This is a genomic window from Streptomyces sp. NPDC002156 (assembly GCF_053593675.1).
Window position 1 is genome coordinate 23,348 of sequence record NZ_JBSFDA010000061.1, and the last position, 18,578, is coordinate 41,925.

The following is an 18,578-nucleotide window of genomic DNA, read 5'->3' on the forward strand; positions in this document are numbered from 1 at the left end:
CGCCCACGTCATACCCCGACACTCTGGGAGCAGCAGCATGTGCGAAGACGACCACGGAACCGGCACGGGAAACGGGCTGGCCAGACGCGCCCTCTTCGTGACGGGAGCCGCCGCCGCGCTTACGTTGGGAAGCGTGACCTTCTCCGATGGCAACCCGGCGGCCGCGACCCCCGGCACCGAGACGAAGACGGTACGGGGCACACTGCCCACCGGCTCCCCAGACTTCGTCTATCTCCCCGTCGAAATCCCTGAGGGCGTACGGGAGTTGAAGGTCGCGTACAGCTACGACCGCCCGTCCGTCCCGGCCGGCACCGCGGGCAACGCGCTCGACATCGGTGTCTTCGACCAGCGCGGCACCGAACTGGGCGGCAAGGGCTTCCGGGGCTGGTCGGGCGGGGCGCGCACGGAGTTCTTCGTCCGCGCGGACGACGCCACCCCCGGCTACATCCCCGGCCCGGTGAAGGCCGGCACCTGGCACATCGCGCTGGGCCCCTACACGGTCTCGCCGCAGGGGCTCTCGTACGAGATCACCATCACGCTGGCCTACGGCGAGCCCGGCGAGGTCGTCGACCCGGTCTACCCGCCCGAGCGCGCGAAAGGACGGGGCCGGGCCTGGTACCGGGGCGACTGCCACCTGCACTCCTGGTACTCGGACGGCCGCCGTACCCCGGCGGAACTCGCGGCTCTCGCCCGGGCGGCGGGCCTGGACTTCATCAACTCGTCCGAGCACAACACCCAGTCGGCACACGCCCATTGGGCCGACGAGGCGGGCGACGACCTCCTCATCATGCTGGGCGAGGAGGTGACGACCCGGAACGGTCACGTCGTCGCGCTCGGCATCGACCCAGGCACTTTCGTGGACTGGCGGTACCGCGCCCGCGACAACCGCTTCGGCAAGTACGCGCGCCAGATCCGGAAGGCGGGCGGCCTGGTCGTCCCGGCCCACCCGCACGCCACCTGCGTCGGCTGCAACTGGAAGTTCGGCTTCAACGAGGCGGACGCGGTGGAGGTGTGGAACGGCTCCTACTCGCCCGAGGACGAGGTGGCGCTGGCGGACTGGGACGGCATGCTGGTCGCCTCTGTACGGGAACGGGAGGGCTCCTCGGGCTCGCGCGGCTGGATTCCGGCCATGGGCAACAGCGACGCCCACCGCGACCCCGACCCGGTGGGCGTCCCGCAGACGGTCGTCCTGGCCGACGACCTGACCCGGGAGGCGATCCAGGAGGGCCTGAAGGCAGGACGTTCCTACGTAGCCGAGTCCAAATCAATCACCCTCTCCTTCACGGCGTCCGGTCCGAAGGGCGAACACGCGGACATCGGGGGCCGGTTGAAGGTGTCGAAGGACGCCCCGGTGACGGTCCGCCTGGAGGTGTCCGGCGCCCCGCGCTGCACGGTCCGCTTCGTGACGGACCAGGGCGTGCTGTTCACGAGTGCGGTGCTGCCGGTGGCGGGCGCGGGGGTCGTGGAGTGGCGTACGACGGCTCAGTACGCGGCATACGTCCGGGCGGAGGTGCGGCACGAGGCCGTACTCGCACCTCTGCCCGGGGCGTTGGCGGCGTTCACAAACCCGATCTTCCTGGGCCGGTAGCGGGGTCGGGTCCGGTCAGGAGGCCTCGGTGCCGGACTTGCGGCGCCGTACGACGTACACGGCACCGGCGCCGAGGCCCACGGCGACGGCGCCGACGCCGGCGATCACCGGGAGGGCGGAGGAGGAGCCGGTGTGGGCGAGGTCGCCGGTGGGGGTGGGGTCGGGGGTGACCGGTGCGGTGCTACTGCCGGTCTGCGGGGTGGGGGTGCTGCCGCCTGTCCCGCTGGTCGGCGTGGACGTGGGCGTGGGGGTGGCTTCGCCGCCGCCGTCCTCACCAGTGTCGGTTCCGGGCTTGTAGATGCTGTAGCCCCAGTACTTCACGTACCCGCACAGACCCTCGTCCTCGGTGCCGGAGGAGTGGAGCGTGATGTAGCCGGACCCGATGACTTTGTCGTCCGGGTCGGCATAGGGGTAAGGGGGGAAGTCCTTTTCGACGCTCATGCGGAGGGCCAGAGTCACGGACCCGCGCGGAGCAACGTCGACAGGGGGCAGCCACCCCTCTGTCTCGTTCTCGTCCCAGGGGATTTCCGCCCAGGTACGGGACTTGGCGTCCCATCGCTGCATATTGACGTAGTCCTGATGCTCCAAGGGCGCGTCGGGCGCCTCCTCGTACGCGAATTTCATCACCTCGACAGCGACGCCCTTCACGGCGGTGTCGGAGCGGTTCTCCACCTTGACCGTGACACCGTGCCAGGCACCGCCCGCGACAAATTTCCTGGTCTCACCCGACACGGTGAAGTACATGATCTCGTCGTCCTTGCCCGGCTCGCTGGGGCACTCCTGCTCCCCATTGGTGGGCGAGGCGGACACGGACGGGGAGGCGGACACCGACGGTGAGGCACTCGCCGAGGACGACGCCGACTCCGAGCCGGACGGGGACGACGACGCGGATTCACTCGTCGCCGGCGCCGAGGCCGACGGACTCGGCGAGTCCGTGGCGTACGCGGTGCTCGCGACCGTTCCCGACAGCAACGCCGCCGGGATCAGCGTGGCGCCGAGCGCCAGGGCAGGGCGGGACAGGATGCGGCGAGATCTCATGAAGTTGCCCTCGGTGGAAGGAAGTTGACCTGCGGAGTAAGTGGCGTCAGGCATGGGTGCCCGTCCCGGACCTGCGGCGCCGTACGACGTACACGGCACCGGCGCCGAGGGCCACGGCCGCGCCGCCCACGCCGGCGATCACCGGAAGCGCCGAGGAGGAACCGGTGTGGGCCAGGTCGCCGGTGGGAGTGGTGTCAGAGGTGACCGGGGCGGTGCTGCTGCCGGTCTGCGGGCTGGGAGTGTTGCCGCCGCCGGTGCCACTGGTCGGCGTGGAGGTGGGCGTGGAGGTGGCTCCGTCACCGTCGCCCTCTCCGGTGCCCGTGCCGGGCTTGGCAATGACGAACGACCAGTTCTCCCCGTACCCACACACACCTTCGTCGCTGATGCCGGTAGGCATGGGTTCGAGCCAGCCGGACCCGATGTACTTGTCCTCGAAGTCCGGGAAGCGACCGTGGGGCCAGTCGGCTTCGACGCTCATACGGAGAGCAACGGCCGCGGTCTTGTGGGCTGCCAGGTCGACAGAGGGCAGCGAGCCGACCATCTCGCTCTCGCTCCACGGGATTTCCGCCCAGGTACGGGAGTCCGCGTCCCACCGCTGGATGTTGACGTACTGCTGTTGCTCCAACGGCGCGTCGGGCACCTCGTCGTAGGCCAGCTTCGCCAGCCTGACAACGACGTCCTTCAGAGCGGTGTCCGAGCGGTTCTCCATCTTGAGCGTGACACCGCTCCAAGGACCGCCCGGGACGAAGTTTCTGGTCTTGCCCGACATGGTGAGAGAGAGGATCTTGTCGTCCTTGCCCGGTTTGCTGGGGCACTGCGGACCAGTGGGCGACGCGGACACGGACGGGGAGACGGACGCCGACGGTGAGACGCTCGCGGAGGCCGACGCGGACGCCGAGCCGGACGGGGACGGCGACGCGGACTCACTCGACGCCGGGGCCGAGGCCGACGGGCTCGGCGACTCCGTGGCGTACGCGGTGGTCGTCGCGACCGTCCCGCACAGCAGCGCCGCCGGGATCAGCGCGGCGGCCACCGCTGCGGCAGGGCGCGCCAAAGCACGGCGAGATCTCATGAAGTAGCCCCCGGTGAAAGGAAGTCGGCAGCGCGAAGCGCACGTCGTCGCGCACGTTCTCGCGCAAGTTCTACTGACACCGGTGTGACCGCTGTGGCGGCCGGATGGTTGTGCCGGGAGGTCGAGCCCGGCACAACTCACGGCTCAGGCGGACGCCAGATCCGCCACCACCGCCGCGTGATCGGACGGCCAGATGCCCTCCACGACCCCGTGCCCGGCCCGCTCCACCTTGCGCACATGCCCGAGCCCGCCGCGCCCAGGAGGCCCGACGAAGACGTAGTCGATCCGCACGCTGGGCCCGAACCCGGCGGCGACGTACGGATTGGCGGCGTCCCAAGTAGCGGCGGGGGCCGCCGGATCGGCCAGTTCCCAGGCGTCGAGAAAAACCTGCCCCGGAACAGCCGGGGCCGTCTTGTAACCACCGAGCAGCCGGATCTCGTCGGAGTCGGGCCAGGCGTTGAAGTCGCCGGTGATGACGGGCGGGAAGGCGGTGCCGTCACGCCGCTTCGCCACGAACTCCGCGAGGGCGGTGACCTGTTGGCAGCGCACCGCCGAAGCGTGGGACGCGGAGGTGAGGTGAGTGGTGAAGAAGGGCACGTGATGGCCGGGGGCGGCGAGCCGCGCGTAGAGCGCAAGCCGTCCGTCGTCCAGCTCCTCCGGCGCCGGCAACCGCATCGCCTCGCTCTCGACGACGGGCCAGCGACTCAGCACCGCGTTCCCGACGTCGACCTTCGCGCCCCCGATACGCCGCTGCCAGCGCTCGGGGGCACCGGAAGGAGCCCAGGTCCAGTGCAGACCGAGCTCATCGGCAAGCCAGGCGGCAAGGTTCTCGCCACCGCATTCCCAGACCTCCTGAAGCCCGACGACATCCGGCCGCAGATCCCGTAACACGGACAGAATCGCCTTCTGCCGCGCCTCCCAGGGCCCGAACCGCCACCACAGGTTCCAGGTCACCACGCGCATACTCGCCACCGCCCACCCATCTCACCCAGCTCTTGCCCCTCTGGGAGACCATTCAAGAGCACGCGACAGCAGCGGCACGAGAGCAGGAGGCACAAGACCAACATGTCCCGCTTCACAGAGTTCAGATTCAAGGCCGCGACCACCTTCCAGCGCCGCATCGGCAACCCCGTCACCCGCCGCCTCCCCTTCCAGACCCTCCTGGAGACCACGGGCCGCACCTCGGGCCTCCCCCGCGTCACCCCGCTCGGCGGCCGCCGCATCGGCAACGAGTTCTGGCTGGTCTCGGAGTTCGGCGAGAAGTCCCAGTACGTACGGAACATCAAGGCGAACCCGAGGGTGCGGGTGCGGGTCGGCGGGCGCTGGCACGTGGGCACGGCCCACCTCCTCCCGGACGACGACCCGATCGCCCGGCTGCGAACACTGCCGAAGGTGAACAGCACGGGCGTACGGACCATGGGGACGAATCTGCTGACGGTGCGGGTGGATCTGGGGGAGTGAAAGAAGAAGTGAAGGGAGAGCAAGTGAAGGGAGTGGACAGCGTCCTGGGCGCACTGTCCGGTTCCCTGCGAGCAATGGACCTGGTGCCCTGGTGAGAACGGCCAACACAATTCGTCGAGGTGGGGAGGTCGGGCTGCGGTCAGGAAGGCAAACCTCGGGTGTTCTTGAGGACCGCACCATTGAAACCGGCTGTCAACAGGTTCTTCGCGCCGGTGAAGTCGGCGCCGGTAAGGTCCGCGTCACGGAGATCGGCCTCCCTCAAGTCCGCTCCGCGCAGGACCGCGCCCGGCAGACTGGCCCGGACGAGGCTGGCCCGCTGCAGACGGGCGTCCTCCATTTCGGCCCTGGTCAGATACGTGTCGTCGAAGTGCGCTCCGGCCGCCTGGATCCGCCTCAGGTCGGCTCGCACGAGGTGCGACCGCGCCAGATCCGCATTGGGCCGCCGTCGCCCTCACCTCCCAGGTCCCCGCCACCGAACCTGTCACAGGCTGGGCCTTCGTGAAGGACCTGGCGACCCACACCGGCGGCAGTCCGGCCACCACCCGCTGGGACACCGGAACCGTCCTGCGCATCGTGGCCCAGCTCGCCGGCGAGGACCTCATCAGCCGTATCCTCGCCCAACTCCCCTCCGGCTACGCCCTGCTGTTCGGCCGCGCCGAACTCACCCAGGCCGCCTGACAGCGCACGGAGACGGAACGCGCAGCACGCCACCGAACCCGCCCAACGGTCCCGTGGTGCATCCCGGCAAGGATCGAGGACGGGATGCCCCGCTTCAGCTCCGCGGTGATGTCCTGCGTGAGCACCGAGGTGTCGAAGACCCCGGCCGGAAGCGGCGGACTTGCTCGGATGAACCCGTGCAACGCCGCGCGACAACCGTCAGCGCGCGTGATCACGCGCGTGTCGGCGGCCCGCATCCCGTAGCGCCACGCGCACGGCCCACCTCCTGCCGGACGACGATCCGGTTGCGCGGCATGGGTCAACATGACGCAGAGCATGATGACCGCATGACAGTGAACATGACGATGAGCCTGCCCGACGAGGTGGCCGCCTTCGTGAAGGCCAAGGGAAACGCCTCCGCGTACACCGCCCGGATACTGCGCCGCCAGATGCTCTCCGAGGAGCTGGAAAAATCCGCGCGGGTGCGGGCCGAGGCCGGAATCATGACCAGCGCTGCGGAACCCGCCGAAACCGAGGACACCACGTTGGAGCGCTGGGCACGGGTGGCGGGCCGGTGAAGCGCGGACACGTCTACCAGCTTTCTTTCTCCGGAGGTCAGGCGCACGTCCTGGTGATCTCATCCGATGCACTGAACGCTCAGAACAAGACCGCCACCTGCGCACTGATCTACCCGCAGCAGGTGCGCGAGGCGACACTCGTCGACATTCCCGTCAGTGCCCCCTCTTCGGGCACCATCGTGCTCGGCGAGTTCCGCACTTTGTCCGCCCCTCGCTTCACCGAGGACCTGGGACCAGTGGACGAACGGGTCATGGGGGCCGTCGAGATCGGGCTTCGGCCCGCCTTCGACCTGTAGCTCCCCGATACGACTCAGAGCGGAAGTGGCTGTGGCTGAAGTGGCCGAAGTGGCCTGATTGTTGGCGCGCCGATCCATTGTGGCCGTACGCAAGCGAGCGCAGCATTCCCTCCGGTTCGGATCAAGGGGGAGACCATGATGGTGACGGCCTACGACAACGGTGCGCTGCCCGCCGCAGAGCGGGTTCCGCACTGGCACGACCACATGAGTCGTTCACTCGCGGCGTCCGACCTCTACGTCCACCGTCCGAACGAGTTCCGGGCGTCGATGAGATTCCTGGATCTGGGCACCGTGCAGGTGAGTCACCTGTCGTTGTCGACCATGCGGTTCCAACGGACCCCGAGGCTGATCCGCGAGAGCGACCCCGAACAGCTCTGTGCCGGGCTCATCCTCAGCGGCAGGCAGGCACTGTCCCAGCACGGCCGTGACGCCCTGCCCGGCCTGTACGACCTGGTCCTCTACGACACCTCCCACCCCCACCAGGGCTGGGTGTCCAACGGTGAGGGTCTCGCCGGGAACCTCGTCGTCCAGATCCCCAGATCCCTGCTCGCCCTGCCCATGAACCGCGTCCTCGGCCTCACCGCCGTTTCGCTGACCACGCAGCGCGGTGTGGCGGCGCTGCTGGCGCAGTTCATGCTGCGGCTGTCCCAGGACGCCGACCTGTTCCGGCCGACGGACGGACCCCGACTGGCCACCGTTCTGGTCGACCTGCTGTCCGCGACCCTCGCGCACGAACTCGACGCCGGACGCGCCCTGTTGCCGGAGAGCCACCAGCGCGTATTGGTCCTGCGCATCCAGGCGTTCATTCGGCATCACCTGGCCGATCCGGAGCTCAGCCCCGGACTTGTCGCCGCGGCCCATCAGATCTCCCTGCGCCAGTTGCACCGGCTCTTCGAGCAACAGGACACGACAGTGGGCGCGTTGATCAGGCGGCAACGCCTGGAGCGCTGCTGCCACGACCTGGCCGACCCGTCACTCGTCTCCCGCACCATCCACTCCATCGCCGCACGGTGGGGTTTCCGCCGCCCCGCCGACTTCACCCGCTCCTTCCGCGCCGCGTACGGAATGCCGCCCAGCGACTACCGCGCCCTCGCGCTCCCCGCCGGTACCCCGAGCCACATGACACCCGGCACGCAACGCTAGGCACTGGGCGCCGATCGCTAACGACCTTCCGGGCTGCGCCGCACAGGATGGCCGAGGAGCGGGGAGATCAGCTCCCCGTGTTCTCAGGAGGACGCCTGATGGCAAGTTCCAGAGTTTCCCGCAAGGTACGTCGCACGCTGGGCGTTTCCCTCGCCGCCCTCGGTCTGGCGGCCGGTGCCAACCTGGCCACGGCGACCCCGGGCAGCGCCGCCGCGGCGATCAGCTGCAGCGGCTGGGGCCACAGCAACAACGACTCCGGCGCGGGTTACTCCACGGGCACGTACGCCCTGAAGACCGGCCCCTACGCCGCTTGCGGCAACACCGGCCAGACGTACGCCGGGACCTACCTCTACTACCACTGCTACGTCGTCAACGACTACGGCAACACCTGGACGTACGCGCGTATCTCCGGCACCAGCACCGAGGGCTGGTTCTCCGACGACAACCTCGACGACGGCGGAGCAACCGCGGCCTGCTGACCCCGGCACTGCCCCACCGGCTCCGCGGGCCACGAACGTTCTCGACACGGGCGTACGGGCTATGGGGAAGGGTCTGTCGGCGGTGCGGGGGGGGGCGAAGCCCATGTACGGGCCGGACGACCCGTACATGGGCTTCGTCGATCTGTAGTGTCTGCTCGGCCAGTGGCTGCGCGCCGCATGTTCGCCGAGAAGGGGTGACGTTCTCAACATCAGCCGGACCATAGCCACGCGATCCGACTGCATGCTTCGAGCTCATAGAGGCTGCGACGCGACTGTTGATGTTCGTCGTGGACATTCCCACATACTTGGTGCCGTCGTTGAGGTGAATGGTGTAAACACCTGGCTGCTCAGGCACGTTGAATGTGCTGGCAGGTCCGCAATTTGAATTGGGTGTAGCTCTTCTCCAGGGACGGATGTCTGCAGCTCATGACAGGATCTGGCCTCGTGAGTGAGCGTTCGTTGTCGCCAGCCTGGCTGTCTTCGTGGACGAGTGCAGTCTCAGGCGTGCTGGGTGAGATGGCGTGGGAGTTCGAGCGAAAGCACGGTTTTCCCCCGGGTACCAACCTGATCCGTCTGACCGACCACGACGATCAAGACGTCGTGCGCGCTCTGGGCAGCGATGCTCGGGCACCCGAGGACCTGGTCACTTTCTACGGCAGCATCGGCGAAGTCGTATGGGAGGACGTCGGCAACGGCTACTTCATCCATCCTGCGCGTGACGTCCTTGAGCACCTCGCGGATTACGGGGCCGTCCGGGTCGGCGAGAGCCAGGAGCCGTGCGGGTTGGTGATCGGATCGGACGGGGGCGGCCTGTCCTACGTCGTGGGCCCTGACGGCTCGGTCCTCCGGACGCGGGCAGCCTCGCTGGATGAGCCTGAACTCGACAGGGTGGCTGACGACTTGCGCCACTTCCTGGAGCTGTTGGAGCGGTCCCTGGTCCGGTTCGTGGCCACGGGTGAACCTGGGTATCTCTAGTCTCCAGGCAGGCCGGTATCGCTTCGGCAGAACGGTGGGTGGCGATGGGCTCGTTGATCGAAGAACTCGAACAGCGGGAGTCGGCCGCCCGCGCGCGGGTGAAGCAACTCCGCTAGGAGATAGCGGAGTTGACTACCCTACTCGCGTCGGTTGAGCAGCGGCTGTCCCGATTGGAGATCGCCCGGGAAACGGTCACTGAGATCCTTGATGAGGCTGGCGAGCACTCCTCGACGGCCGAACGGACCGGGCAAGCGGAGGCAGAAACGCCGCCGTCGGCCTCCCGGTTCGGCGACGGTTCCCCGATCGGAGTACAGACGGTGCCGCCCTGGCGTCCGGGCCTGGACACCTCGGTGCTGCCGAACACCTATCAGGACCTCATCGAGGTGATCGCCGATGCCGGCCATCCGATGCGGGCGATGCAGGTGGCCGAGGCGGCCGGGCTGAGCGTGGACCGCTCCAAGGTCGAAGGGCTGCGGTCGAAACTGAAGAGGCTGGTGGAGCGCGGCTGGCTGACCGAGGACGGGCCGGGCAGGTTCACTCTGCCGTCCCGAGACGGCGGCGCGTGAAGGGATGGTGACCAAGAGGCTCTTCTCTCTACGGTCGGACGTGCCAACAACCAGTACCGCCGAGAGAAGAGCCCACGGTGGAACGCTACGACACGGCGCCGACACCTGACCTGTTTGCGCCCTCGACGAACTTGTACAACGCACTCGTCGCTGACCTTCATCACCCGGCCACCAGCCAACTCCCTCACCACGAGCTGGAAGAACTCCTTGACCACCGAGGGAGGTTACTGCTGCGCCAGCTCCTGCAGGACCACCTCGATCTGCGCGCCCTGCGCGAGGAGGAAGCCGCCCGCACTCACCCACCCGTGGTGGTTGGCCCGGACCGTCTGCCCCGCCCCCGTCTGGAACGGGGCCATCAGCGGCAGCTGGCCACACTGTTCGGAACCGTGACCGTGCGCCGGTGCGCATGGCGGCACCCCGGCACGACGAACGTCTACCCGGCCGACTCGGTCCTGTCGCTGCCGAAGCGGCGGCACTCGTACTCCCTGGCCCGGCTGGCCGTCCTGGAATCGGTCCGGTCCTCCTTCGACACCGCGACTGGGGCGGTCTGCCGCCGCTGCGGGCCGGTAATCGGCAAACGTCAGGTCGAAGACCTGGTCGTGGAAGCCGCCGTGGACATCGACGCCTTCTACCGCGCCCGGATCCCGACCCCCTGCATCGCCGGGACGCTGCTGGTGATCTCGGTGGACGGCAAGGGCATCGTGATGCGCCCGGACTCCTTGCGGCCCGCGACCGCCAAAGCCGCTGCCCGCCGGGGGCTCTTCCGCACCCGGCTCGCTGCCGGGGAGAAACCAGCCCGCAAACGCATGGCGACCCTGGCCGCCGTCTATGACGCCGAACCCGCACTGCGGCGCCCACATGATGTCATCGCTCCGCCCGGCGGACGACACGGACGGCGCAGCATTTAGCGCAGAGTCAATCGGTCGCCTCATCATTAGCAAGGGGAATTTCCACATCGAAATCGGAGAGCATACTCATCACTCTTTCACGCACCACCCCCGTCAAGAAGGGGAGAGAATTCATTAGTACAGTCTCCGACTCCATCAACTGTTCAAGAATCTGAAAGTACACTGCCCCGCGTGGCACCATGCCAGGAATTCCCATAACCATCTCAGCAAAACTGAAGCACCTTTTCACGAGATCCGAATTCGGCTCTGACTTTCTAAGTTCAGGCAGAAGGACAGGATACGCAAGACAGTCCAACAGGAATGCATAGATGTCCGATCCGGACTCTCGCACCGGAACTATGCCGCCAGGCGGAACTTCGTACATAGCCTCTACGAAGGATCTTGTTTCTGGAACCATCTTCAGCATAAGCGGGAGGACATCGTCCAGTTCGAACTTACTCATGCTTACTCTCACCTTTCGGAGCCGAAACCTCGGGAGAGATCAGATCACAGGGCCGGCCCGAGTGTAGCATTCGCTAAAGAACACACACCCCACCCCTTGCCCTTCCGGTGCCACACCAAACGGGTCTATCAGACTTTCGAGAGCACCCTTCGTTCCTTCTTCAAATCCGTAGTTATATACATCCACCGGGTAAGTGGCCACTCCTGCAGCGGATCCTACGATTCCAAAGGTCTTCGCAAATCCTCGCAGGTTTTTCGCTTCACCCACGGGCTTCGGGTCCTTGAATTCCACTTCAACAAATTCCTGCCCAGTCAACCCACTCAAGGCTGGCGTTCCGACAACCCCCGCCCGCCCCCTCTTCATCACCCTAGCCAAATCGGGATTTCCATTGACAAGCTTCCCAATTTTGCCCGTAACATCATTTGAATTCAAGGCATTCCACAACTCGGCAGCTTCCCGCTTGGCAATCTCCAAGTCGCCGCCAGAAAGGATATCCGCTCTGGGTTTCTTAGCATCACTTCGAGCCTTCTCATCCTTTTGCAGAAGATCACCAAGTCCTTTCATTGTATTCCAACCCTTTTCAAGATGCCACTGAGCACCCTTGCCCTTGAGTTCCCCCCCGGTGTTGAACTCCTGAATGAGTCCGGTAGCCAGCTTCCCATCACCAACAACGGACTTCGCGACAGGCTTTGAGTATATCTGTTGCAACATTCCCCGGAGTTTAGAGCTTTGCACCTCGGGGATAGCCGCCCTCGCCTTGGTAAGACCAGGGTTCGAATTGATCAGTGCCCTCTGCTTCCGCTGCGCAGCCTCCCCCTCCGGGTCATAGAGCCTGAGGCCGCTTGGATCGCTCTTGGTGATCGGGCTGGCGTTCGCGTACGTGTATCCGTTTATCTGGAGCGGGTCGGCGATATCCACGATCGGGTCCGCAGAGACAAAGCGCCCCGTCGACTGGTCGTACTCCCGAGCCCCGATGTGAGTGAGCCCAGTCGTGGCCGCATCGTCGATGCCCACGCCGAGATAGGTGTGGCGGTTGGGCCAGGCAGTGGCCGGGGCGCCACGGGATTCGCCGTACGGCTTGAAGGCGCGGCGTGTCAGTGGCTGGCCCGCGGATTCCTCGACGGCCGTGGTGGCCGTGCCGACGGGGTCGTTGAGAAGGACCGTGAGTTTGTGGCCGGTAGCCGTGCCTGCGGTGGTGCGGACGACCGTCGGGGCGCCCGGGTGGGAGTAGGCGCGGACGGCGCGGGTGATGGTGCCGGCGGTGTTGGCGGTCACCTCGGTTTCGCCGAGGAAGAGCGTGGCGCCGGACTTCGTGCGCTCCAGGAGACGGTTACCGCTCGCGTCGTAGACGTAGTCCGTACGGTCGGTGAGGGTCCAGCGCTGGGCAGTGGAGTTGTTGCAGGTGTAGATCTGGAGGGCGGTGCCCGATGCCGCGTTGGAGCTGGGGATGTCCAGGCAGCGGGCGGAGGCCGTGTTCTTGAGGCTTCCGTTGGCGCCGAGATTCCATTTCTGGGCGTCGGAGTTGTCGCAGGTGGAGAGCTGGACCGCGCCGCTGTTGGCAGTCCCGACGGCGGTGGCGCACTTGCCGAGCGCCTTGAGCTGGCCGTTGAGGCCCAGCGTCCACTTCTGGGCGTCGCCGCTGTTGCACGTGGAGAGCTGGATGACCGTGCCGTCGGCCGTGGCCGCGTTGCGGACATCGAGGCAGAACCCTCCCAGCCCGGTGATGGCGGCGGGGTTCTCTTTGCCGTCGGAGGCGGTGGCGAGCTTGCCCTGGGAGGTCCAGATGAGGGACTGGCCGGTGACGCTGCCGGGGCGGGCGGTTGTGTTGCCTGCGGCGTCGTAGACGTAGGTGCTGGTGACAGGGGTGGTGCTGGGCTTGGTGACCGTGCGAGAGGTCAGGAGGTGGGGCCGCGTGGTCGTGTTGGTGGTGCCGTATGTGTAAGCGGTGGTCGCCGTAGCAGTCGTCGCGCCGAGCGCGTGCTCGGTCAGCGACGTGCGGTTGCCGGTGACGTCGAACGTGTAGGCGTCCCAGTAAGCCGTAGAGCCGGTGGAGACCGTGCCCGAGGCAGGGGCCGTCCTGGAAAGGGAAGCCGTCAGATCACTGTCCGGGGCCGTGGTGTCCGTCGCGGTGTCGGAGGCCTCGGCGATGGGACCCGCGGAGGTCTGACCGTCCGTGCGGTAGCCCCAGTTGGTGCCGGAGGCGGACTTGCAGCCCGTACCGCCGCTGGCCACCGTGTCGAAGTCGAGGTTGGAGGTCCAGGCGTGGACGAGTTCGCCGAGCTGGTCGTAGGTGAAGCACTGGTTGTCGGTCGTGCCGACGGTGCCGTCCATCTGCTGGCGGGCGGCAGAGGTGACATTGCCGGCCCGGTCGTAGGAGAAGTAGGCGTCGGTGATGCGGTGGGACGCGTCGGTCTCACGGTCCCAGACGCTGCGCTGGACACGGCCGGTGTGCTCGTCGACGAAGTTGGTGGTCCACACGCGGTAGGGCTGAGGGCCGCTGACGGTGCGCAGGACTTCGCCGTACGGGGAGTAGGTGACGTCGGAGGTGTACCAGCTGAGGCCGGAGGTGGACTCGGCCAGGCCATCGCTGTCGTAGCGGGTGACGACCTTCTCCTGGGCCAGCCCGCCGACCGCCGGGAGTGTGGTCGTCAGCGGCTTGCCGGTCGGGGTGTACGTGTAGGCATACGCGTACTTGGCCGCCAAGCCAGCAGTCGCGGCACCCTCCGGGATGGTCACCTCGCGGCCCGTGGGGTGGTAGTCGGTGTCGTAGCCGGTGATCCGGTCGACGAAGTCGCCGTACCGGTCGTGGCGGGTCGTGGACGACAGCTGGCCCAGCGCGCCCGTCGGGTCGTACGCGTACTCGATGATCGGGGACGCGGTCGCCGATCCCTCGCGGACCGACTTGACCCGGCCGGTCGTGTCGTACTCCGTGAAGGTGGCGAGGTTGCGGGAGTCCGTGGCTCTGGTGCGGCGGTCGAGGTCGTCGTAGCCGAAGGACGACGTGCCGACATCGGGGTCGGTGGAGTCCGTCATCCGGCCGCGGGAGTCGTAGTTGTACGTCCACACGTTGCCGGCCGGGTCCGTGACCTGTCGGCGGTTGCCGCGGGCGTCGTAGGAGTACCGGGTGTTGCGCCAGTGGCTGAGGCCGCTGTTGGTGTAGTGCTGGACAAGGGTGACGCGGCCGAGGGCGTCGGTCCAGGTCTTGACGGCGGGTGTGGCGCCGCCGGCCGGACGGGTGAGCGTCCAGTCGTCGCCGTAGGTGGCTGAGCTGGAGTAGACCGCCTTGCCGCTGTGGAGCGTCGTCGTCTTGATCGCGCGCTCAAGGCCGTCGTACACGGTCCGGGTCATGGTGGGCACGAGCGAGTCGGACTTGCGCTTGAACTGCGTGGCCTGCGGCTCGCCCTGGACCAGGTAGCCGCCGGTCTGCTCCCTGACCAGGCCGTGGTCGTCGTAGCGGGTGTCGGTGATGACGCGGCCTCGGCCGTGGGCTTCGGCCTGGGTCTGGAAGGGGCGCGAGAGTCCGTCGTAGATGGTGACCTGCTTGGCGTAGTTGCCGTCGTCCTTGAGAGTCTCGACGGTCACCGTGCTGGGCTTGGTCACGCTGTCGGTGGCCTTGGCCATCTGGTAGGTGATCTTGACGTTCGGGGTCTGGCTGCCCGAGGAACGCGAGGCGGACCAACCGTTGACCAGACGGCCGAGCGCGTCGTACTCGGTGCGGGTGACGCGGTTGTTGGCGTCGGTGACGGTGAGCGGAAGGCCACGGCCCGGGTCGAACGTGGTGAGGGAGGTGTGGCCTGCCGGGTTGATCGTCTTGACGGCGGTCACCGGGCCACCGGAAGCGGGGGTGTACTGCGTCTCGGTCTTGACCACGCCGACGGAGTCGGGGGCCGTCACGATGCGGATTCGGCCCAGGTCGTCGTAGGTGGAGGTGGTGACGACGGAGTAGCCGGAACCCGAGGCGGGGTTGGTCGCCACGCTGGTGGGCAGGCCCTTGACCGGCACGGCGCCGTAGGTGAGGGAGTCGTAGCTGGTCCGGGTGGCGCCGATCAGCTGGGTCGCCGGGTCGGCGGAAGCGTAGGACGCGCAGGAGGTCGCCGTCGTACGGACCTGCTTGGGCAGGCCGATGATGTTGGCGGCCGTCGTGTTGTTGGCGTACTCGGTCTTGGTGCAGCGGTACTCGCTGAAGGTCTCGGCGCCGCCGGACACAGGCTCGACCACGGATGTCTGCACCTGGACGGGAAGGCCGTGGTCGGGGTCGACCTCGGTCTCGGTGCGTACCGCCTGCCAGCTGTCGGCGATCTCCTCGATGGCGTCGGTACGCCGGACGCCGATCTGGTGGGCCAGCAGGGGCGAGGTGTCGTTGTCGCGGGTGCGGGAAGCGGTCTGCTTGGACCAGGGGTAGTTGAGGGTCCGCTTGACAACGGGGTCGTCGGTGCCGTCGACAGGCTTGAAGCTGCCCGTGTAGCTGATGGTCTCCGCGACCATGCCCGCGTACTGGGGTGCGTCGTCGGCGAGGAGCGTCACCTTGCCCTTGGAGTCCTTGACGGCACCGCCCGCGCCACGGAAGTAGCGGACGACCGAGTAGGACTGGGTCTGGGCGGATGTGCCGCCGCTCTTGTTCCCTTCGGCCGTGGCCACCTGCTGGTAGCCGCGCCACACACCGTAAGTACGCAGGGACGGCTTGGAGAACTCGTCGTCGTCCTTGCCCCAGGCCGGGTTCGTGTAGGTGTACTTGGTCTTTATCTGGTCGGAGACCCCGGAGATTCTGTCGGTCTCGGTCACCGTGTCGACGACGTACTTGTTGAACCAGGCGATCTTCGGAGTCTCCACCTCACCGTCCGGGGACCACCGGACCGGATAGCAGGTGCCGTCGTTGTTCTCGGGAGACACGGTCGGCTGGGTCCGGCAGCCGCCTGCGTACGTCACCGCGATGGAACCGCCCTGCTCGGTGCGGACATTGCCGATGCGGGGGCGGATGAAGCCCGGACGCGCGTCGTTCTCGGTGCGGGGGACGAGGTTGGGGAGCTGCTCATCGCCGAGGTAGCCACTCAGCGCCTCGCCTTTCGAGGCCACGACGTAAGGGGCGAAGCTGACGCCGTCCGCCGACATCACGGTGCCGGAGGTGTCGCCGGGGGCGAAGCCGGTACGGGTGATGGAGTTGAGCCAGAGGGCCGGCGAGGTGTCGTACCAGTCGCGTGGGAAGGACTGGCGGAGCGTGTAGGTGTCGACCTTGGTCAGCCCGGAGGTGCCGGGGCGGGCGGCCTCGGTGGTCACGGACGCCAGGCGCATCCGGGTCCAGAAGGAGGGGAAAGCCGGGCAGAGCTTGGACGTGGACTTGCAGTTGAGGTTGCCGGGGCTGTCCCACCAGGGGCGGTACGAGGCCGGGTCGTTGGTGACGTCGAACTTCGCCGCGGCACAGGAACCGTCGGTCTGAAGGCAACGCTGCTGGGCGTTGAAGACGACCCTCGCGGAGGGCGAGTTGAGGTCGTTGGTGCGCAGGCCGTACTCGATGGAGAGCGGGTAGCCGCCTCGGTCGTACGGCACAGGGGTCTTGAACTTCTTGTTGGCCGCGTAGTAGTTCGTGTCCCGCTTCCAGTTGACGATCATCGCGTTGTCGTTGACGTCGACGACCTTGTCCAGACCCCAGTGCCAGGCCTGGTCGCAGCGGGAGTCCGCGAAGGCGGCCTGGCGGCAGGGCTCACCGGGGTGGTTGCCGTAGACCGGAACGGTGAAGACGGAGTCGGTGTCGGCGTGCGAGCCGCCCACCTTGTTCTGGCCGAAGTAGTACTTCGTGCCGTCGGGGGTGGTGACGAGCCAGTACTCGTCGTTGTTGTCCCTGTTGTCGCCGTCGGTCCTCAACTCGACGCGGGTGCCGTCGTCGTTCTGGGGGCGGTAGATCTCGGAGGTGGAACTGACGCGCACCAACTCGACCGTCCGGCCGCCGAGTGACATGACCGCGTTGTACGAGACCCAGCACAGGTCCGAGGTCTTGTACTTCTTCTCCTTGTTGTTGGCCGCCCCGTCGGTGACGTCGTCCCGGTCGTCCTTGCAGGTGCGGTAGCGGCGCTCGATGTGACCGGGGTCGTAGTCCCAGCCCTCGCCGATCCAGGACACCTGCGGGGAGGAGGTGGCGGTCTTGCCGTCCACAGTCTGTGAGTTGTAGCCGAAGGAGATCTGCGGGGCGGGCCCTGCGGGCGCCGGCGGGACCGTGATCGGGTAGGACCAGGTGAACGCACCCGACGAACTGCCGGCCGCCCATTTGCCGCTGGAGGCCAGAGGGGTCGCCTTGAACGAACCGCCCGCGCTCCCACCGGAGTCCACAGCGCCGATGACCGCCTTGTCGCCGGTGGCGGCTGCCGGTTGGGCCCGGGTGTACGAGGCCTGGATGACGCCGGAGGAGTCGGCAGGGGCGGCGGAGGCCGCGGAGCTGGAGACGGTGCCGTCGGCGGCCGTGTCGACAGTGGCGGTGATGGTCTTGGCGCCGGTGTCGTTGTCCGTGTCCAGCTCGGTGTACGCCTGGCACTCCTCCAGGTCGGGAGTCGAGAGGTAGCACTCGGGGAACTGGACGAAGTGCAGGCGTGAGGCCCAGTCGGCCCCGTAGAGATTCTCGAACGTCTTGTAGCTGAGCTGGACGGAGATCGGCACCGAGCCGGTGGCGGGCGCGGCCACCGTGACCACCGCGCCATCGACGCCGGTAGACACGGACTCCGTACGGGGGGAGACCGTGACCGCCCAAGTACCGGTCGGCGCGGCTGCGTCCGGCGCCTGGCCCAGCTTCACCGGCAGGCTGCCAGCAGGTTTGTAGGCGGCCTGGGTCACAGCAGAGCCGGTCCGCAGGGCGACCGTTGACGTGGCGCTCCCGAACTCGACCGGTTCGGTGCCGGAGGTGGCAGGGGTGGTGGTACCGGCCGGGGCCTTGTCATGGTTGGCCGGAGCGGACAGCCCGATCTTGCCGAGCTTGGCGTTGACGTCCGTACCGGTGACGAGCTGCTCGTCGGCGAGTTCCTCCAACGGGACGTCGTCGCGGGGCACTTCCGCGCTCGCCGGATCCGGAGGCGTTGCCAGGGCCTGCGTCGGCAGCATGGCGATCGACAGTGTCAGCACCGCGGTGGAGAGAAGGACGGACCGACGGCCTCTGAAACGCGCGGACGAAAAAAATGACACTGCTGATCCCCCCGGACGGCATGGAGCGGCCGCCTGGGAAGGCCGCACGCAGGCAAAACCACGTCAAAGAACGTGTGGAGATTCTTTGTCGCACTTGTAAGGAAAGCCAGAGTTCCCTGTGAGTTAGTGGTAATGATCACATCATGTACGGGTCAATCACTTCTAAAGCGGCGCTTTAGGGCACATCAAGAGACCGCGTTCCGCTCGTCGT

At 67.3% G+C, this 18,578-nt stretch carries 18 protein-coding genes and 1 pseudogene; 12 read left to right on the plus strand and 7 right to left on the minus strand.

The features are described 5' to 3' along the window. The first annotated feature begins 37 nt into the window (after window positions 1-37). Complete coding sequence (locus tag ACWCRB_RS24180; RefSeq protein ID WP_450998020.1) at window positions 38-1,588, plus strand: CehA/McbA family metallohydrolase; 1,551 nt, start codon at window positions 38-40, stop codon at window positions 1,586-1,588. A gap of 15 nt (window positions 1,589-1,603) precedes the next feature. Here the strand turns inward: ACWCRB_RS24180 and ACWCRB_RS24185 are convergent, their stop codons facing one another. Then, the gene (locus tag ACWCRB_RS24185; RefSeq protein WP_450998021.1) at window positions 1,604-2,332 is read right to left on the minus strand and encodes an LAETG motif-containing sortase-dependent surface protein; all 729 of its coding nucleotides are present in this window, start codon (window positions 2,330-2,332) and stop codon (window positions 1,604-1,606) included. Here ACWCRB_RS24185 and ACWCRB_RS24190 point away from each other — a divergent pair. Next, entirely contained in the window at window positions 2,331-2,654 is a 324-nt protein-coding gene (locus ACWCRB_RS24190) for a hypothetical protein (RefSeq protein ID WP_450998022.1), read from the plus strand. The two genes, ACWCRB_RS24185 and ACWCRB_RS24190, sit on opposite strands and share 2 nt — an antisense overlap. Window positions 2,655-2,672: 18 nt before the next feature. Here the strand turns inward: ACWCRB_RS24190 and ACWCRB_RS24195 are convergent, their stop codons facing one another. Next, window positions 2,673-3,395 carry an LAETG motif-containing sortase-dependent surface protein gene (locus ACWCRB_RS24195; protein WP_450998023.1) on the minus strand — a complete coding sequence of 241 codons (723 nt, stop codon included), beginning with the start codon at window positions 3,393-3,395 and terminating at the stop codon, window positions 2,673-2,675. 25 nt (window positions 3,396-3,420) lie between these two features. Here ACWCRB_RS24195 and ACWCRB_RS24200 point away from each other — a divergent pair, with 25 nt between their 5' ends. Then, window positions 3,421-3,705, plus strand: coding sequence for a hypothetical protein (locus tag ACWCRB_RS24200; RefSeq protein ID WP_450998024.1), 285 nt, complete (start codon window positions 3,421-3,423; stop codon window positions 3,703-3,705). 137 nt (window positions 3,706-3,842) lie between these two features. Here ACWCRB_RS24200 and ACWCRB_RS24205 read toward each other — a convergent pair whose 3' ends face one another. Further along, complete coding sequence (locus ACWCRB_RS24205) at window positions 3,843-4,661, minus strand: endonuclease/exonuclease/phosphatase family protein (RefSeq protein ID WP_450998047.1); 819 nt, start codon at window positions 4,659-4,661, stop codon at window positions 3,843-3,845. Between the two features lie 102 nt (window positions 4,662-4,763). Between ACWCRB_RS24205 and ACWCRB_RS24210 the strand changes: the two genes are divergently transcribed. Further along, the gene (locus ACWCRB_RS24210; RefSeq protein ID WP_450998025.1) at window positions 4,764-5,159 is read left to right on the plus strand and encodes a nitroreductase/quinone reductase family protein; all 396 of its coding nucleotides are present in this window, start codon (window positions 4,764-4,766) and stop codon (window positions 5,157-5,159) included. Window positions 5,160-5,298: 139 nt separating this feature from the next. On the opposite strand, the gene ACWCRB_RS24215 is transcribed toward ACWCRB_RS24210, so the two are convergent. Next, entirely contained in the window at window positions 5,299-5,568 is a 270-nt protein-coding gene (locus ACWCRB_RS24215) for a pentapeptide repeat-containing protein (protein WP_450998026.1), read from the minus strand. Window positions 5,569-5,588: 20 nt separating this feature from the next. Here ACWCRB_RS24215 and ACWCRB_RS24220 point away from each other — a divergent pair. From ACWCRB_RS24220 to ACWCRB_RS24250, 7 genes and pseudogenes are all read left to right on the plus strand, one after another. Then, window positions 5,589-5,837: pseudogene (locus ACWCRB_RS24220) on the plus strand (DUF2267 domain-containing protein); the annotation flags it as partial. Window positions 5,838-6,163: 326 nt separating this feature from the next. Then, window positions 6,164-6,394: a hypothetical protein gene (locus tag ACWCRB_RS24225; RefSeq protein WP_369032288.1), complete on the plus strand. Its 231-nt coding sequence runs from the start codon at window positions 6,164-6,166 to the stop codon at window positions 6,392-6,394. Beyond that, window positions 6,391-6,690, plus strand: a complete 300-nt coding sequence (locus ACWCRB_RS24230) for a type II toxin-antitoxin system PemK/MazF family toxin (protein ID WP_450998027.1) — start codon at window positions 6,391-6,393, stop codon at window positions 6,688-6,690. The genes ACWCRB_RS24225 and ACWCRB_RS24230 overlap by 4 nt, the downstream gene beginning before the upstream one ends. 135 nt (window positions 6,691-6,825) lie before the next feature. Next, window positions 6,826-7,833 carry an AraC-like ligand-binding domain-containing protein gene (locus ACWCRB_RS24235; protein ID WP_450998028.1) on the plus strand — a complete coding sequence of 336 codons (1,008 nt, stop codon included), beginning with the start codon at window positions 6,826-6,828 and terminating at the stop codon, window positions 7,831-7,833. Between the two features lie 98 nt (window positions 7,834-7,931). After that, the gene (locus tag ACWCRB_RS24240) at window positions 7,932-8,312 is read left to right on the plus strand and encodes an SH3 domain-containing protein (protein ID WP_369032285.1); all 381 of its coding nucleotides are present in this window, start codon (window positions 7,932-7,934) and stop codon (window positions 8,310-8,312) included. A 444-nt stretch (window positions 8,313-8,756) separates the two neighbouring features. After that, on the plus strand, window positions 8,757-9,287 hold the full coding sequence (locus tag ACWCRB_RS24245) for an SMI1/KNR4 family protein (RefSeq protein WP_450998029.1): 531 nt from the start codon (window positions 8,757-8,759) through the stop codon (window positions 9,285-9,287). A 170-nt stretch (window positions 9,288-9,457) separates the two neighbouring features. After that, window positions 9,458-9,853 carry a hypothetical protein gene (locus tag ACWCRB_RS24250; protein ID WP_450998030.1) on the plus strand — a complete coding sequence of 132 codons (396 nt, stop codon included), beginning with the start codon at window positions 9,458-9,460 and terminating at the stop codon, window positions 9,851-9,853. A gap of 224 nt (window positions 9,854-10,077) precedes the next feature. On the opposite strand, the gene ACWCRB_RS24255 is transcribed toward ACWCRB_RS24250, so the two are convergent. After that, entirely contained in the window at window positions 10,078-10,209 is a 132-nt protein-coding gene (locus ACWCRB_RS24255; protein ID WP_450998031.1) for a hypothetical protein, read from the minus strand. 30 nt (window positions 10,210-10,239) lie between these two features. Between ACWCRB_RS24255 and ACWCRB_RS24260 the strand changes: the two genes are divergently transcribed. Next, window positions 10,240-10,761 (plus strand): hypothetical protein, encoded by a 522-nt coding sequence (locus ACWCRB_RS24260; RefSeq protein WP_450998032.1) that lies wholly within the window; start codon window positions 10,240-10,242, stop codon window positions 10,759-10,761. 7 nt (window positions 10,762-10,768) lie between these two features. On the opposite strand, the gene ACWCRB_RS24265 is transcribed toward ACWCRB_RS24260, so the two are convergent. Both ACWCRB_RS24265 and ACWCRB_RS24270 read right to left on the minus strand, forming a co-directional pair. Further along, the gene (locus ACWCRB_RS24265) at window positions 10,769-11,203 is read right to left on the minus strand and encodes a hypothetical protein (RefSeq protein WP_450998033.1); all 435 of its coding nucleotides are present in this window, start codon (window positions 11,201-11,203) and stop codon (window positions 10,769-10,771) included. A gap of 39 nt (window positions 11,204-11,242) precedes the next feature. Beyond that, entirely contained in the window at window positions 11,243-18,286 is a 7,044-nt protein-coding gene (locus ACWCRB_RS24270) for a ricin-type beta-trefoil lectin domain protein (protein WP_450998048.1), read from the minus strand. Window positions 18,287-18,578 lie beyond the last annotated feature (292 nt).